Annotated in this window: 13 protein-coding genes; 4 read left to right on the top strand and 9 right to left on the bottom strand. The window is 47.2% G+C overall.

The window, feature by feature from the left end:
* Positions 1 to 689 precede the first annotated feature (689 nt).
* From BS614_RS06475 to BS614_RS06450, 6 genes are all read right to left on the bottom strand, one after another.
* Positions 690 to 1,637, bottom strand: coding sequence for an aminopeptidase (locus BS614_RS06475; RefSeq protein WP_074093330.1), 948 nt, complete (start codon positions 1,635 to 1,637; stop codon positions 690 to 692).
* Positions 1,638 to 1,730: 93 nt separating this feature from the next.
* A complete protein-coding gene (locus tag BS614_RS06470; protein WP_084174430.1) occupies positions 1,731 to 3,683 on the bottom strand; it encodes an alpha/beta fold hydrolase in 1,953 nt (650 codons plus the stop codon).
* A gap of 60 nt (positions 3,684 to 3,743) precedes the next feature.
* A complete protein-coding gene (locus tag BS614_RS06465; protein WP_036607516.1) occupies positions 3,744 to 4,310 on the bottom strand; it encodes a TetR/AcrR family transcriptional regulator in 567 nt (188 codons plus the stop codon).
* A 433-nt stretch (positions 4,311 to 4,743) separates the two neighbouring features.
* On the bottom strand, positions 4,744 to 6,042 hold the full coding sequence (locus BS614_RS06460; protein ID WP_036607334.1) for an ABC transporter substrate-binding protein: 1,299 nt from the start codon (positions 6,040 to 6,042) through the stop codon (positions 4,744 to 4,746).
* 600 nt (positions 6,043 to 6,642) lie between these two features.
* On the bottom strand, positions 6,643 to 7,479 hold the full coding sequence (locus BS614_RS06455) for a carbohydrate ABC transporter permease (RefSeq protein ID WP_074093329.1): 837 nt from the start codon (positions 7,477 to 7,479) through the stop codon (positions 6,643 to 6,645).
* Positions 7,479 to 8,360, bottom strand: coding sequence for a carbohydrate ABC transporter permease (locus BS614_RS06450; RefSeq protein ID WP_036607341.1), 882 nt, complete (start codon positions 8,358 to 8,360; stop codon positions 7,479 to 7,481). Before BS614_RS06450 ends, BS614_RS06455 begins: the two co-directional genes overlap by 1 nt.
* 143 nt (positions 8,361 to 8,503) lie before the next feature.
* Between BS614_RS06450 and BS614_RS06445 the strand changes: the two genes are divergently transcribed.
* The 3 genes from BS614_RS06445 to BS614_RS06430 all read left to right on the top strand — a co-directional run bounded on the left by BS614_RS06445 (position 8,504) and on the right by BS614_RS06430 (position 13,249).
* A complete protein-coding gene (locus BS614_RS06445) occupies positions 8,504 to 10,333 on the top strand; it encodes a cache domain-containing sensor histidine kinase (RefSeq protein ID WP_074093328.1) in 1,830 nt (609 codons plus the stop codon).
* A 5-nt stretch (positions 10,334 to 10,338) separates the two neighbouring features.
* On the top strand, positions 10,339 to 11,967 hold the full coding sequence (locus BS614_RS06440) for a response regulator (RefSeq protein WP_074093327.1): 1,629 nt from the start codon (positions 10,339 to 10,341) through the stop codon (positions 11,965 to 11,967).
* A gap of 131 nt (positions 11,968 to 12,098) precedes the next feature.
* Positions 12,099 to 13,249 (top strand): IS3 family transposase gene (locus BS614_RS06430; RefSeq protein ID WP_157116034.1). Its coding sequence is split into 2 segments (ribosomal slippage): positions 12,099 to 12,360 and positions 12,360 to 13,249, totalling 1,152 coding nucleotides; the frame shifts between segments, so codons are not numbered across the junction.
* A 363-nt stretch (positions 13,250 to 13,612) separates the two neighbouring features.
* Here the strand turns inward: BS614_RS06430 and BS614_RS06425 are convergent.
* Positions 13,613 to 14,578, bottom strand: coding sequence for an arsenic resistance protein (locus BS614_RS06425; RefSeq protein ID WP_074093324.1), 966 nt, complete (start codon positions 14,576 to 14,578; stop codon positions 13,613 to 13,615).
* A gap of 225 nt (positions 14,579 to 14,803) precedes the next feature.
* On the opposite strand from BS614_RS06425, the gene BS614_RS06420 reads away from it, so the two are divergent.
* Entirely contained in the window at positions 14,804 to 15,562 is a 759-nt protein-coding gene (locus tag BS614_RS06420) for a tryptophan-rich sensory protein (protein ID WP_074093323.1), read from the top strand.
* Between the two features lie 118 nt (positions 15,563 to 15,680).
* On the opposite strand, the gene BS614_RS06415 is transcribed toward BS614_RS06420, so the two are convergent.
* On the bottom strand, positions 15,681 to 16,055 hold the full coding sequence (locus tag BS614_RS06415; protein WP_017690870.1) for a RidA family protein: 375 nt from the start codon (positions 16,053 to 16,055) through the stop codon (positions 15,681 to 15,683).
* 148 nt (positions 16,056 to 16,203) lie between these two features.
* Complete coding sequence (locus BS614_RS06410; RefSeq protein ID WP_074096714.1) at positions 16,204 to 16,860, bottom strand: oxidoreductase; 657 nt, start codon at positions 16,858 to 16,860, stop codon at positions 16,204 to 16,206.
* Between the last annotated feature and the right edge of the window lie 101 nt (positions 16,861 to 16,961).

The raw sequence follows: 16,961 nt of genomic DNA, 5'->3' as shown, positions 1-16,961 counted from the left end.
CTCTCATTCCGTATAATCAGATCATTATAAAATATAAAAACAAAACCACATGAAGAGCACTTTATTTGGCTAAGTGACCTGCTTGTGGTTCGCATTCACCAAGTCACCACAGGTACTTTCGTCCCATTAGATGTTACTTTGGTGTATCGGTTATTTTTGATCAAATGTTTAGGCTTCAGATCAATTTTGCCAACTTCAACAGACGTTGCATTACGGTTGCTGTCTCCGCTCTGCTCATTTACCCTGTTGTGGAGGGTGGTGGAAGTCAGTCGTTTTAGAATTGAGCGTAAGTAACCTGACATAGGATTGAAAAATTATATTCATAAAAAAGACCCTAGATCAGCTTTATGCCGATTTCGGGTCTTTTTTATCCCCATATATTATGGATCTGTTTCTATGTTTTCAAATACTTGGAACAAAAAAGCGATATTCCTGTGGATAACTTGTTTCATTACTCCAAAACGACTGTTTTATCGGATGAAAACACGAGTTATACCTGATTTGTGGATAAGTTGTGCACATATTGCACACATGCTGTGGATATCTTTGGCGTTTCATGTGGATATTCATTAATTTAATGTGGACATGTTGTGTATTTGTTTGTAAATCTGACGTAAAATCCGAATTTCCGCTTCAGTTATCCATTACTGTGGACACGTTGTGGACATGCCCATTTTCCTTCGCTGTAGTTATTCGACCAATTCACCCTGACGCATGATCAGCCTGTCATCGATGTACACGTCCGGCTTTTGTACAACTACATCAATATGAACACCTGCGGCAATCGTTCCACCAAATGTGTTATTGCTGCCAAAGGCCACATGAATTGTGCCGTACACCTTCTCATCTTCCAGCACCACACCCGTGATTCGTGCCTTGTTATTGGTACCGATCCCGAATTCGCCGAGAAAACGACCATCCCCCTCACCCAGCGTTTCCAGTAATTGAGCCCCATCAGGTCCTTCAGCTGACACCAACCGTCCTTCACTAACGGTTAATATCATCGGTTCACGGAGTGCCCCAATTCCAGCAACGGAACCATCTACAACAATACTGCCCTCGCCCTTGCCCTCAACGGGAGCAATATAGGCTTCTCCTGACGGCAAGTTGCCCGATTCACCAGGGTTCAAATACATACCTGTGCTTGGTACACCGTTACGATCTTCAATGGAAAAGGAAAGACTATGGCCCTGCTTCTCTATTCGCACATGGCGACCTGCGGTTAATAGAGCCGTTACCTTCTCGGTCAACGCCTTTACTTGCGAATATTCAGCTGTAATGGCTCCGTTCACAAACATATCCTCTGTCATGCCGGGCATGGTTGCCACTCGGGTCCCTGAAGCAGCGGCTTTTTTGCGTGCCTGGGTATGTGTTAATGAATATTTCGTTACACACACGGCTACATCTGCTCGAATCATGGCCTCTGCAATTGGCGCAGGTGGCTCTTCGCCGGATCTGCTGCGTTCCTCCATGATTAACAGGACTGATTCTGCTCCAAGTGCTTTGCCTGCCTCATAGATGGATTCAGCCAGGTCCCGTTTCATATCGTCTGCGATAACTACCAGATTCTCTCCGCTGCGCAGTCCGAGACATTCGGTTAGCACATTTTTACTGATTTCCACACGTTGCTTGCTCATACATTCATCTCTCCTGTCTTTGGTTCAGCTCTCAAAAGTCGACTTGACCCTTTCGACAATTGGCACGGGATTCCTGCATGTCCAAACCTGAACTCACCTTAAGGTATCGGCCCATTCGGCGAGAATTGCAGCTGTTTCCTTATACTGAAACGTCGGAAAGTAATGTCCATAGGGTACATCTATCCGTTTGACCTGTGAGTTCATATCCTGGGGATAGTGATATTCCTGATCTTGATTGGCCCATACAACTAATACATTCTTGGCATAATGCTGACTTTCCATTTTCGCCCACAACGTTGATCTGGCGCCTTTCCTCTGACCCGAGTGGATCCACCGCAATAAGTCTGCATGTGCTCCTGCAATGCGAGGGGACTGGAGACTGGAGCGTATTCTCTTGCCCATGGTATCGGCCATAACACCGTTGTCGCCTACGCCGCTATGTGAACTGAACATTTGATTCCAACTTTTCTCCGATCTGCCACGCAGCAGGGAGCGCATCACTCCTCTTGGCAAACGAGAAATCCATCTCAGCACATTCGGATTCGAATTGTCAGCTACTGGCTGAAGCAACCCCAGTCGAATGTCTGTCCGCCCGCTACGCACCTGTGCCGCAGCTGCAATAGCAGCCCCGATCGAATGACCAACCAGCTTCACCGGACCTTCAAACTCACCAAGAGCCGTAAGCAGTGCATCCACCTGACCTTCAAACGCTTCATCCCCCTGATGCACCGGAGACCGTCCGAATCCAGCGAGATCGATTAACCATACCGGGTTCCCGGTCCGGTCCCTAAGCTGTTTTCCTAACGGTAACATCTCATCCGCAGATTGAAGCAAACCATGCACAATAATCCAAGGCTCTCCCTCACCCTCCCAACCAAGCATAGCCATATTTCCGCTCCGCGACCGAATATAATCTGTCGGAAAACCCTCAGGTAACGGTGTATACCGAAAACGATAGTCCAGATCGGCTGTAACCAGCGGAAGCTGTTCCCGGATGTCCGGCCAGGATTGCCCCATACGTGTGAACAGAGCCTCAGTCTCTTCAACCGGGAATGACCTGTTGGTAATAAAAGCAACCGACTCCGCTGGAACACCACTGATGCGTGAACCACCTGACTTCATGATCCATTGAATCCATGGTAGTGGCACAGCCCCTTTGGGCTTGGGTACGTCCAATTGCTGCGCCAAGAGTTGCAGCAGTTCCTTCATATTGGGACTGTCTTCCTTCCGCGCCAACAGTGGATAAGTTCCTCCGACTGGAGCAGCTTCCCTGGATAGAAAAACCAGCGTCTGTGCAACAAGGTCATTCTCCACAAGCGGTAACCAATAGGATGAACCTCCCGGTACTACCGGCATAAGTCCTTTCTGAATCGCCTGAATGAGCAGCCCAATCCCACCCGTTTGCTCGGTTTCACCTGTGGGACGTGGCCCAACCACTGTACTCGGATTTACAACGGATAAGGGATAGTGATGCTGTTCTGCATGCTCGCGAATGTGCAGATCGGCATGGAACTTCATCTCTTCATATGCACTTTCATTGTTATCCACATGCTCAACCTGTAGATAATTCCCCTGTTCATTCCGCTCTCCATAAGGACTCATATAACCAACAACGTGGATAAAGTGTCTCAATCCATGAGTAGAGTGGATTTCCTGTGCTAGCTGTGCCAGTTCCCTGGCCCCGTTCATGAATATCTGCTCGGCTACTTTTCGTTCCAAAGTGACGTCCATCGTCCCTCCCGCATGAATGATCACATTTGCTTCAAGAGCACGCTCCCGATCTGGTGCGGTAAGGCCAAGACCCGAAATGGACAAATCACCTTTAATAAAGGTAATCCGGTCGAAATCCTTCACTCCATAAGCCTTCAGCACAGTTCTGGCTCGCTGTTCCGAACGAACCAGCAAGAGCAATTGTGCCTCTCCCTGCGTGAGTTGTTTGACCGTTTCTTTCCCGATAAAACCTGTACTTCCTGTCATAAAAATGGTCGTGGCTGCAATATCAGACTCTCTTATTACCTGATTCATGTTTGTTGTATGTACAATCATTCTGTTTCGGCTCCTTTTAGTACTATACAGTACTAGTTATATTCAAAAAAAGAGCTTCGATTAACGAAGCATCTGACAAAACGTACGTGCCGATTGTTCTATAATCCCTACATCACGGGCAGTTCCCGCTAGGATTAGTGAACCTTCCAGTGCTGCAATAAACAACAACGCAGCCGGTCCCGGCTCGATCTCTTTGCGAAATTCACCGCGATCCAAACCTTGCTGAAACAACTTCTCCACCATCGGTCTAAGCTCACGAAAGAATCTGGATATGCTTTCCTTCACTTGGGGTGCACTGTCCGGTGTCTGCATATATAACGTAACAAAAGGACAGCTCCCTTCGTAATTTCGGCCCTCAATGCCTGCCGACAACAATGCCATGAATGAGTATATGCGCTCCTCTACTCCTCGCTCACGCTGACTGAGCAGCAGATACAGCTCCGACTCATACTGGGCAATCCAGTATTGTACCACGGCTTGGAGCAGTTCCTCCTTGTTTTTAAAATGATAATAAATATTCGACTTGGATACCCCACTCACTCGCACGACCTCATCCATGCTGACGTAGCTGTACCCCTGACGCAGAAATAATTGTGCCGCTACTTCTACTGCCTTGGTCCGGTTCACCGGATTGGAACTTTTGGATTTGGCGGGTCCCGTGTTCATTTTTGGATTTGTCATATTTAGAACTATAAAGTACTAGTCAGTTTAAAACAAGTATTTCTGTTAACAAAAGAGGACCTCCCACTCCAACCACTCCATACTTGTCCACATTTAGAGTGTTATACACACAGGATATCCACATATAGTATTAACTCTGTGTTAAATACGTCATGAGATCGTTAAACTGCTTTCGGGTTATCCACATTTCAGGAATATAGGTGACTTTGAACTTTTCAGAGAGCGTTATTGACTCCTTGGAAAAACAAAAACAGGCCAACCAGAATAAGATTTCTGGCTAACCTGTTTCAATTGACTTATATATCCGATAGACTAACTTTTCTATCCAAAAATTTCTGAGCCGTTTTTGGTAACCTGTGGATACCGTCCATGATCCGGATTATTTTTTCAGACTATCCCAGTTCTGTTGCAATGCGTCGAGCAATCCGGCTTTATCCGATTTGCCTGCAACGTAAGCCTGAATTGTGCTGCCATACTCTTGTGGAACCCCCTCAGGGAAGCGGTTGAAGTTCCAGCTGAGTGTTTTATTTTCCTGGCTATACTTCATGATCTCTGTGGCGAGGTCACCCAGATCCTCTTCGGATGCTGTGATGGAACTGAACGCCGGGATGAATTTGAATTCTTTTGTCATGTATTGTTTCCCGATATCCGAAGTTACGAGCCATTCCAAAAACTCTTTTGCTTCCGGTTTCACTTGGGAATTCTTGTTCACAACCCAATAGTTCGGCACGCCGACAAACAATTTGTCATTTGGTTCATTGTTAATTGGCATCGGCAGAATACCCAGATTCAGATCCGGATCGATTCCATCGATCTGTACTTGAGTCCAGTTCCCTTGCTGCATCATCGCCGCTTCTCCACTCGCAAACAACGTAACTTGTGTATTATAGTCGGTTGTCAGCGGGTTTTTGTTGCTGTATTTCAGCGTTAAGTCGAGCAAGTTGATCCAGTCGGCGAACACTTGGTTGCCAGGAATCTTCTCCGTACTTTCGTTGAGTCCTTGGATGAATTTCACCGGATCTGCCTGATTTGCAAATGCGACGTTTACGTTATGATTGCCCAGCACCCACCACTCCTGATACCCGTTAGAGAATGGGGTAATGCCTGCGGCTTGAAGCTTCTGTGCCGCTTGATCCAATTGTTCCAGTGTCGTTGGAATTTCGGTAATACCTGCTTTTTGGAAGAGGTCTTTGTTATAAATGAAACCATAACCCTCCAGCGCGAGCGGCTGTCCGTAGAGCTTGCCGTCTTTGGTCATTGGCTCTTTGGCTACTTCGAGTGCATCCTTGGCCCATGATTCTCCAGACAGATCTTCCAGATATTCAAGCCATGTATCCAATTCACGATAACCACCTACGTTGAAAATGTCCGGTTGTTCGCCTGCGGCAAACTTGGCTTTCAGTGCAGCACCGTAGTCACTGCCGCCACCTACAGTTTGAATGTCCAGTTTGACGCCTGGATGGGAGGATTCATATTCCGCTTTGAGACGATTGAGCGCTTCCGCGATTTCGACTTTGAATTGGAAGATCTTAATGGTTTTATCTCCAGCAGCAGCCTCGCCACCACCTTGAGCATCCGTGTTGACCGGACTGCCACTCTTGTCCCCATTGCCACAACCCGCGAGCATTACCGAAAAAGCAATCAGCATAAGCAACGTCAACTTTGTCATTCTTTTCATACATACACTCTCCCTATAGTAGTTTCAGTATAACCGTTCCACTAATGAATATTTACACTGGCACTCCGATGACAGAATAACCTTCCCTTGAAGCGTGTTTTCATTCTAACGAACCGAGCGCACGTTATTCGCACCTATTTGCGTAAATCTCCAGCCTAACGAATCACAGAGACGCTATTTCGTCGATTTGGTCAATTTTTAGGGCTCTGACGCCGTTTTACATCCAAATAACGTTACTGAGGTTCGTTACAATTTGTATTCCTTGATTATCCACCTATTAAGATGCGGTGGATTCGTTAGCGCCTTGAAAAAGGAGCATACCATCACTCTGTAAAAGAAGTTCCTGGCTATACAAGCGTCTTTCTTGGTCTTTTCTCTTGATTAATCTTTTCCCCAGGAGTTATGCCCAAGCTATACGGGCATGACTCCCTTTGCACACCTCCATGCGAGGTGGGAGCAAAGGGATCAAGAATGCGTTGTAGGAGCGGAGCGTTCGCCTTTGATACTCGGTGGCTTCCTTGCCCTAATACATTCAGGCCACCGAGGAGCAACAGCGACCGAAAGCGCAACTTGATCCCGGCAGCGACCCTTCCCTCGCACTTACCCTTTAACTGATCCAGCCGTAATCCCCTGAATGATGTACTTCTGCATCAGCAGGAAGAAGATAATGATCGGCATGATACCGAGCACAAGTGCCGGCAAGGCTAGATCCCATTGCTTCGTATACTGACCGAAGAGTGCAAAGGTGGCAATCGGGATCGTACGTAGGTTGGAGCTTTGCAGGATCAGGGATGGGAGCAGATAATCATTCCAGATCCAGAGTGTGTTCAGAATGATGACGGTTACATACATCGGTTTCATGAGTGGAAATACGATCCGGAAGAACACCCCGTAGACCGAGCTTCCATCCACCCGGGCCGCTTCCTCAATCTCCAGTGGGACGGATTTCACGAATCCGTGGAACAGGAAGACAGACATCGGTGCTCCGAAACCGAGATAACAGATAATGAGACCGCCAAGGCTGTCGATCAATCCCAGATTACTGGTTACAGTAACAAGTGGAATCATGATAGACTGGAACGGAATCACCATCGCGGCAATGAACATGCCGAACAAAATACGGTTGAACCGGGTATCGCTGCGGACCATTCGGTACGCGGCCATGGAACTGATCAGCACAAGCAACAGATTGCTGACCACCGTAACGATAAGCGAGTTCATCAGCGCGGACGGGAAGTTAATTTTCTCCCAGGCGTTAGCATAGTTGCCCCACTGAAATACTTCCGGCCAAGCAGCCGAATTGGTGAGCAGATCACCGAAGGTTTTGACCGAATTCACAAACAGGAAGTAAAACGGAACCAGGAATAAAAGTCCAAGGAGTACCATGACTATCTCGGTAAAAATGGTACTGAAGCGGTAATTTTTCGTCGTCTCCATTAGGCTTCTACCTCCTTGCTCTTCGTCAGACGTACCTGAATCATGGTGATGATGGCAACGATTACGAAGAACACGAGTGCTTTGGCGGTTCCGATGCCATATCTGTTATTCACAAAGGCTTCATTGTAAATATTAAGTGCAACCGACTCTGTTGATCCGAACGGTCCACCTTTGGTCAGTGACAGATTGAGATCGAACATTTTGAACGACCAGGAGATCGCTAGGAACAGACAGATCGTTACACCCGGCATAATGAGCGGAAGAATGATGCTCCGCAGTACCTGCCAGCGACTTGCGCCATCAATCTCGGCGGCTTCCAGCAGATCAGGGGATACATTTGTCAGAGATGAGATGTAGATGACCATCAGATATCCTGCAGTCTGCCATACAAACACAATCACGATTCCCCAGAAGGCGGTTGGTTCGTCTCCCAGCCAAGGAAGGTTGAAGAAGGACCAGCCGGTCACATCGCCTACTGCTGAAAACCCTTTCACAAATATGAACTGCCAGATAAAGCCGAGCAACAACCCACCGATCACGTTAGGCATAAAAAAGATCGTACGCAGAATGTTTCTCGTCTTGAGCGGTTTGGTCAGGAAATACGCCAGGAAAAAGCCAATCACATTGGTCAGTACCACACCAACCACGGTGAAGCGCACCGTAAACCAAAACGCCGTTTGGAACTTGGGATCATTCGCAAAAACATGCACGAAGTTATCAAACCCTACCCAATTAATGTTCTCGGATACCCCGTTCCAATCCGTGAAGGAATACACCATGCCAAGCAGGAAAGGGACCACGATGATGAGAATAAAAAACACGATGGAGGGACCCACGAACACAAGCTGCTGTAACAGCTGTGAAGATTTGCGATGCTTCATATCGTTCTCCCCTTCTATAGATGGATGAAATTGGTCTCTTTTTCTATTAAACCCCATTATCACCGAGGGAAACACCGACCCTTGTGAACAGTTGGGGGTAAAATATTGTCCTCTCTTAACCTGCAACCAGAAGGGGTGTTCCGATGTCCAAATACTACAGTATACGCACCAAATTGATTGCCTTTATGCTCATCGCTACCACCCTTCCGCTGCTCGCATCGATCAGCATGACGTTTATCCAGACCAAGACGGCCCTGCGGGAACAAGCTGTGGAAGAAAACAAACGCCTGATCTACCAAGCGTCCACCAATCTCAACAACTATGTGGATAACGTGGCCAGAGCGTCGCTCGCTGTGTATAACGACCCGAACTTTCTGCGTAACTTGGCAAAAATTCCTGGTGATTATCGTGCGGTGGCCGAAGTGTACACCACTTTGCAGACGATACGCGCGGCTGTGCCGGATGTATTCCAGCTGTATTTGCACTCTTTTGCCGCCAATCAATCCACCTTAATTACAAATCCCTTTCCGAAGCGGGAGGAACGAAAACAGGCCTATTCCGGCTCGCTTCATGGAAAAACAGGCGGTGACAGCCCGGATATCTGGGTGGAATCGGCCCACATGAGTCACACGTACGGATTCAAGGCCGCCTCACCCGATGACCCTGCAAGAACGGTCATTACCCTGCATCGGGTGATCAAGGATATTCCGTCCACCGAGCGTCTGGGTGTACTCGCCATTGATCTGAATATGAATACCATTGCAGCAATCTGTGGCAGACTGTATGATCCGGCTAAGGAACAGATCTATGTTGTGGATGGTCAGAATCAGATTATTTACCAAGGACGTTCCGAGGTCAATCATACGGATGCACTACGAGAGGAAACGGCTAGTGAACTGAATATCGCGCGATCTAGCACAGGTACAGCCCAGAATGTCGCAGGGCATTTTGAACAGGATCGTTCCATGTATGTATACCAGCAACTTGGCAGCACGTACGCCGACTGGACCATTGTCAAACAGATTCCGAATGAGACGTTATATGCCAGAGCGACCACACTTACGTGGAATAACGCGATGATTGCCATTGCGGCACTTGTATTGGTCATTGTTGCAACCTTGTTCATCTCCATCCGAATCACCGGTCCGCTCAAGCAACTCATGCGGTATATGAACCAGATTCAAGCCGGGCGTCTGCATGTGGATATCCATCTATCCAGCCGAGATGAATTCGGGGTACTCGCTCGTCATTTCCGGGATATGATGGATACGGTAAATAATCTTATTTTGCGGGAATATCGACTCGAGATCGCCAATAAGACAAATCAGCTCAAAGCGTTGCAAGCGCAGATTCATCCGCATTTTCTGTATAATACACTGCAATCGATCGGTACACTTGCCCTTCAACAGCAAGGACAACGGGCGTATACACTACTCTCTAGCCTGTCCAAAATGCTGCGCTACAGCATGCGGGATCAGACCTGCGTGACCTTACGCGAAGAGGCGGAGCATGCCCGATTATATCTGGAACTGCAGCAGGAGCGGTTTGGTGACCGCCTTGAGGTGGATTTGGATTTTGCCGAAGATACCCTGTCTGTCGAAATGCCAAGAATGACGTTACAACCTTTAATTGAGAACTATTTCAAACATGGAGCAGATATTCAGCCTGGCAAAGGTCACATATCCCTATCCAGCCGCCGGATCAATGATCATTGGATTGAAATAGAACTGAATAATAACGGCCCCTCCATACCTGAAGATAAATTACTGGAGATCCGCGGATGGCTGCATCAAAGTCATACAACAACCGGGTTATCCACACAAGAATCCGACGAGTCTGAATCCATCGGTCTACGAAATGTAATACGCCGACTTCAATTGAACTCACATCCCGGTCACTCAGCCAGGCTTGAGATCAACAATCAGGAACCCAATGGTGTGAAGATCACGGTTAAACTATACGCGGGAGAGTGAACAACATGAAGGCACTGCTTGTAGATGATGAAAAACATGTCCGCGATGCCATAAGGTTGCTTGGTCATTGGGAAGAGTTTGGCATTGATACATTACTTGAAGCAGCAGACGGGGATGAAGCCATCGCCGCCATCACGGCACATCAACCTCAAATCATACTCAGTGACATGCGTATGCCGGGCAAGGACGGTATGGCATTGCTTGAATGGATATCGGCTCATGCCCCACACAGCAAGGTGCTGGTTATTAGTGGATATGATGATTTTGAACTCGTGAGGCATGCAATCAGACATGGTGGCATGGACTACCTCCTGAAACCTGTGGAAGCAGATGAGCTGAATGCCTCTCTATTAAAGGCCGTTACAGCTTGGGGAGAGGAAGACGCCATTCGGATACAATCCACCAGGCAATCCATTGTCGTTAATCGAATGCGCCCCCACTACCAGGATCGTCTGCTCACTGAACTTGCCGTCGGAAGAGGCAGCAGTTCATCACACATGCAGCGATTGCAGGATGAGTTAAATCTCCCCTGTCTAATCCCTGTCTGTAGTGTCGCTGTCACCAGCCTGTCCCATCTGGATGCAGATTGTCTGGCAAAATACCGCAGTCAACCGGACCTGCTTGTGTTCTCGGTGCTCAATATCTGTGCCGAGATGTTATCCACACCAGACGAAGGCGTAATGTTTCGTCAGTTGGATCAACCGGACGAGATTGTTCTGCTGCATTGGGGTCCATCCACTTCATTGGAACATATTCTGGACAAGGTCAATCATGGATTGGAGCAGACGATTCAGCGCAGGCTTCATTTTGGCATCTCCACCTGTGAGTCCTACCCTGGCGGAATCTCAGCGGCCTATCTGGAAGCGAGTTCAAGGTTGTGGCGACGTAATGCTGTGCAAATTAAACAGCGAATCCATGCCTCAGTGGAATCATCAAATGGGAATAAAATCAGGCGTTTAACCGCCCATGAAGAACCCCTGCGTATGGCAGCCATGAGCTGCCGGGCTTCCAGTGTATCTGCTGCGGTCGCCGAGTGGCTTGACCCGATTACTGATCTTGAGGTTGTCAGTGCTGAGCAGATCCAGCAATGGATCGATGAGCTGGAATGGATGCTGAGCCGCTGGCTTGATGATACGGCAGGTTCGTCATTCCATGAGGAAGAAGTGACGGAGGAACAGTCTATTCCCTTTGCCGAGTTACCTTTGGACGCTGAAGGACTGTTATCCTTCCCCCTGCTTCGTTCATTGTTGGAACAACGGCTGCTTGCCGCAGGAAAGGCGCTCACCGCTCATCACCATGCCAATCCTGATCCCATGAGTGAGATTGCACGTTATATGGACGCCCATTATCAGGAGGACCTGTCCTTACAGCAGATTGCCGCGCGTTTCTATCTGAGCCGGGAGTATATCTCCCGTAAATTCAAACAGCAATTTGGTCTGAACTGGTCGGAATATCTGGGCAAACTGCGGATCAACAACGCCAAGCTGTTACTGCAAAATCCTTCCCTGCGAGTCGTCAAAATTTCGGAGATGGTTGGATTCCAGGACGAAAAGTATTTCAGCAAAGTGTTCAAAAAAATAGAGGGCATCACGCCAGCGGAATATCGTAAAACATTATTGGAGGCTGGTACGTAACGAGTATTTGATCCGAATTAAAAAGAGTACTCCCGGCATGGCCCATTGGTATTATCCCCTCAAGGTAGACAGTGAAAAAAGAGATCATGTTAAAATGAACTCAACACTGAAAACCGGAGGGGATTTTTGCTATGCCAGCGAAAAAAGGCCAAACTTTTAATCAATATAGTGAAGAAACGAAGAAAGAGGCTGTTCGTCTGCGATTGGAAGAAGGTTGGACATACAGTCGGATCATGGAGAAGTTTGGTATTAAGAGTGAGAGCCAGATTATTACTTGGGTACGGAAAAGCCAAAATGGAGAGAGTTTTGAGGATTATCGAGGACGTTGGACGAAGAAGCATTTTAGCAGTGCAGAAGAAGAAAATGCTTATCTGAAAGCGCAGGTAGAATATCTAAAAAAGCTCAATCCGAATTTGCACGGAGAGGGAAGCTGGATTTCGAAGCCCGGTGCCAGTCCGTTCGAGAAATAAGTAAGTGGGCACCTGTGGTTTGGTTGTGTAAAATTGCTGAAATTTCTCGTGCAGGTTACTACAAATGGAAGAAGAATATCGTCCTCCGAGAGAAACGAGCAGATCGGGATGCGGATCTAAAAGCACATATTTTAGGCATTCACCGGCTTCGTCCTTATTTCGGCTACAAACGTATGCGAACCGCATTAGGAAAGGAAGGCCTCGTGGTGAATCACAAAAAGGTACGCCGCTTAATGAGAGAACTCCAGATTCGTTCCGTGATTCGCAAGAAACGTCCATTTGCTGGCCGGAAACCGTCAGTTCTATTCCGTAATGTCTTAAATCGGGAATTCTCGGCGGCAGCTCCTGTACAGAAACTCGTGACGGATATTACGTATGTCCGGATCGGGCATGATTTTGCTTATCTCTCGGTTGTGATGGATCTATACAACAACGAGATTGTAGCTTGGGAACTCTCCGAGCGAAATGACTTAAAACTTGTGATGGAAACGGTAAAGAAACTGAAATGTGGACCGGCCTTACTCCATTCCGACCAGGGGTTCCAGTATACAACACAGAGCTATGCCAAATTGCTTGAAGAGAAGAAGCTAACAGGAAGCCATTCTCGGCGTGGGAACTGCTATGACAATGCATGTATTGAGTCGTTCTTCTCCCACTTAAAGACAGAGAAGTTGTATTTGGAGAAGCCTCAGAATTTGGAACAAGCAAGGAACCAAATTACAGAGTATATGTTGTTTTACAACAAGGACCGTTTCCAAAACAAACTCGGCGACCTCTCCCCAATTGAATTCCGAGAAAAAGTCGCCGCTTAATGGAGTTTCTCTTTTTTTATTGTCTACTTGACGGGGCTATGACCACATCGGAAGTACTCTTTTTAATTTTACTTTTACAGAAAATAGCCTATATCATGACGATTTGTTGACTCTTTCTTTTCTAAGATAGGATACGATCCGAGAGATTGTACCTATTAAAATTACAGCCATAAATCCATAAGCCATATTATTTCCTGTCTTATGAGCTACTACGGGGAAATAGATGAGGCTGAACAGTAATAGGACAATATCCAGGTAGAACATAATCTTTCGATAAATAGGGATTCTCACCTCCCCCTTTTATTTACCAAAAATGGTTTTATTAATTGTAATATATCATAACATAGATACACCCTAGTACGCTCACCGATCCCGCAAAATCACCGCAGGTACAAGTCGAATGTAGATTAGCTCCCCTGCAAGTTCCACCATCGTCTGTGTAACGATGACTGCCGCAGCTATAGTTGCCCATTCTGGCGGCAGTGCGAGGGCCAGCGGCAAAACGACCAGCGAATTCCGTGTGGCTGAACTGAAAATTAACGCCCGCCCTGCACCCGGATTCAATCGAAATCCATTAGCAATGATCCGAGATATCCAAGGCATAATGATCAGAAAAGCAATGTAGATCGGGATCACGTTTACGATGATCGCCATATCATTGTAAACTTTGCCAATCTGGGAAGCGACAACCACGATCAGTGCAAGTGCCATCATGGGAACCGGGAGCCATGCCGTCGCATTCATGAACCGCTCCCCGCTCACTGTACCTCTGGAGAAAACTTGTGTAACAACAGCGAGCAGCAGTGGAATAACGATCAGGAACAGAAAAGCCTCTACAAACGGCCCTACCTGCATGATCTGCGCTACCTCGGTACCCATCAATAACCATAAATAAAACGGCAACAGGATCATTTGTATAACAAATAAAAAAGGTGTTGCGGCGAGCATCAGCTTCTCATTGCCCCGGCCGAGCTGTGTGAACACAATGACGTAATCAATACAAGGAGTTAACAGTACCAGATAGACTCCGACCAGAACGCCTGGTGATTGCGGAAAGACAAGTGTGAGCAACCATACAACTACAGGTACTACGATAAAATTAGCCACCAGTAGCGCCACCATAAATCGAAGATTCGACCAGGACTCTTTTAACTGTAAAAAGGGAATCTGTACAAACATGCTGTATAACAGAACGGCAAGAACCGGGGACACGGTGTAGTGTAAAACATTCCCCCATACCGGATTACTCAGCCCTATCACTGCTCCTACGAACAGTGCAACTACATAGAACCAAGTTTGCTGTTGCTCCATCGTTTCTCTTGTGAGCATTCTCTTCCTCCTCTTCCAGTGGGACATCGTGGGCATGGACATATTTCTGCTTCGTTTCGCGTACATTGGGACAGAGTGCCGTTCCAACATAGCGGCAGAGCACAAGGATCTGAAAGATCAACTTGTGAATTTTTTGCGGCTGTTATTAGAATGTGCAAGAACTGGGTATATTCATTGTAGACTGACCCGTGGTTCATTCATTCGTTAAACCAAGGAGGAAACACAATGTCACGTAACAATCCGTACAAGTGGTTAAACGCCATTGGTTTTATCGCTGTAATTATCGTGAACTACCTCTCCAACGCTCTGCCAATCGGAGGCAAGACCAATAAAGAAGTATCGGATATGTACCCTGTGCTGCTCACACCTTCTGGCTATGCCTTCTCTATATGGGGTTTAATCTACTTGCTGCTGGCAGGATTTGTGGTCTATCAGTTCGTGCCCGCTTCCTGGAAAAGGGACTCGATTACCCGTCTCGGGTATTGGTTTCTGGCAAGCTGTGCTTTCAACGTAGCCTGGATTTTTGCTTTTCAAAACTTGCAGACCGGTCTCGCTTTACTGATTATTGTACTGCTTCTGTTGTGCCTGATCATGCTGTATGTAAAAACACGTACCATTACGGTTCCAACCACTGCTGAGATCTGGCTTGTGAAGCTGCCATTCAGCATCTATCTCGGATGGATTAGTGTGGCAACGATTGTCAATGCAGCGGTACTATTATATAAAATAGGCTGGGATGGTTTTGGTATCAGCGAACCGACCTGGACGATCATCATGCTGATTGTCGGTATGGTTCTAGCTGTTCTCGTTAGCTTCCGTTATCGCGATAGCATATACCCTCTTGTATTCACATGGGCGTATATCGCCATTGCACTTAAACAGAAGGATGTCACTTCCGTATATTATACGGCAATCATCATTGCGATCGTACTGGCCATCTACGCGGTATGGCTATTCTTCGCCCGTAATCAGGATCGCGATTGAGTAGTTTCCATCATATATAACGCTTAAATATAACGAAAAAACATAAAGCAAAAAGCCGATTCTAGTCATTCGACCTGAAATCGGCTTTTTATGTATACTGCAGCGAATGAAGGTTGTCCTATTTAAGGGCAATAACTTCAATCTCCACCAGTGCATCTTTTGGCAAACGAGCAACTTCCACAGCACTGCGTGCAGGGTACGGCTGTTCAAAGAACGTGCTATACACTTCATTCACAGGAACGAAGTCATTCATGTCCTTCAGGAACACCGTTGTTTTCACGATTTTATCCATACTTGTGCCTGCTGCTTCAAGGATAGCCTTCACATTGCTCAAAGACAGACGTGTCTGCTCCTGTACATCTGCACCGAATTCTCCCGTTTGAGGATTCAGGCCAAGCTGCCCGGAAGTGTAGATGAAATCGCCTGCATCAACGGCTTGACTGTATGGACCAATGGCGCCTGGCGCCTGATCGGTAGAGATTGGTTTTTTCATGGACGAGTTCTCCTTTGTGTTCGTTATCCTGCTGCCGCATGGAGTCAGGGTTCGAACTCATTTTTGTTGCCTATTATACCACGATCTACCTCAAGCGAGAAACGCTCCTCACTAGCCACATGAAGCAAACAGCTCGTTCAAAGGTTTCTTAGCCCCCGTCCACACCAAGGACATGAATGACTTCATTTGAATACACATGGTTTCCCTTGGCTTGCACCAGCGCAATATTGGTCATGGCCTGTGCAATGGTTGCGGCGTGGACCGCCCGGTATTTGTCCGCTCCGCCTTTCATCCAGCGATCCAGAAACTTCATGGCATAGGCAGCCATCTGCTCACCGAACCGCTTCTCGTTTCGATCTCCCAGAATTAAAGAAGGGCGGAAGATATGCAATGACGGAAAACCGATATCGGACAATGCATCCTCCATTTCCCCTTTGGTCCGACTGTAAAAGACCCGGGAACCTGCACTCGCTCCCATGGAGGAAATCACCAGCATCTGTGATACACCATGTTGCTTCGCAATCGTAGCTGCACGAACCGGGTAATGATAATCCACCTGACGGAAATTGTCCTGACTGCCTGCTTTTTTGATCGTTGTCCCCAAACAACAGTACAGGTCATCGATTCCATCGAATAAGTGGTCTTGGCTCTCCAGCTGTTCCCAGTCCACCACATGCTGTTCCAGTTTGGGATGTTGCAGCTCAAGCGGACGTCTAACCAGAACGCGAACCAAGCTGTATGCCGGGTGCTCCAGCAGATGATGAACCAGTAATTCGCCTACAAGCCCCGTGGCTCCAATCACCATGGCTTTCCGTTCGAGACGATTCAATTACATCCCTCCACTTCGCCAACTTTTTTTGAAGTCATACCAGATATATATGATCAATCTAAACATTTACAAGGTTG

Origin of the sequence: Paenibacillus xylanexedens (genome assembly GCF_001908275.1) — a bacterium.
GTDB classification, from domain to species: Bacteria; Bacillota; Bacilli; order Paenibacillales; family Paenibacillaceae; genus Paenibacillus; species Paenibacillus xylanexedens_A.
The sequence above is the reverse complement of the archived record's forward strand: the minus strand, read 5'-3'. Positions and strand labels throughout refer to the sequence as shown.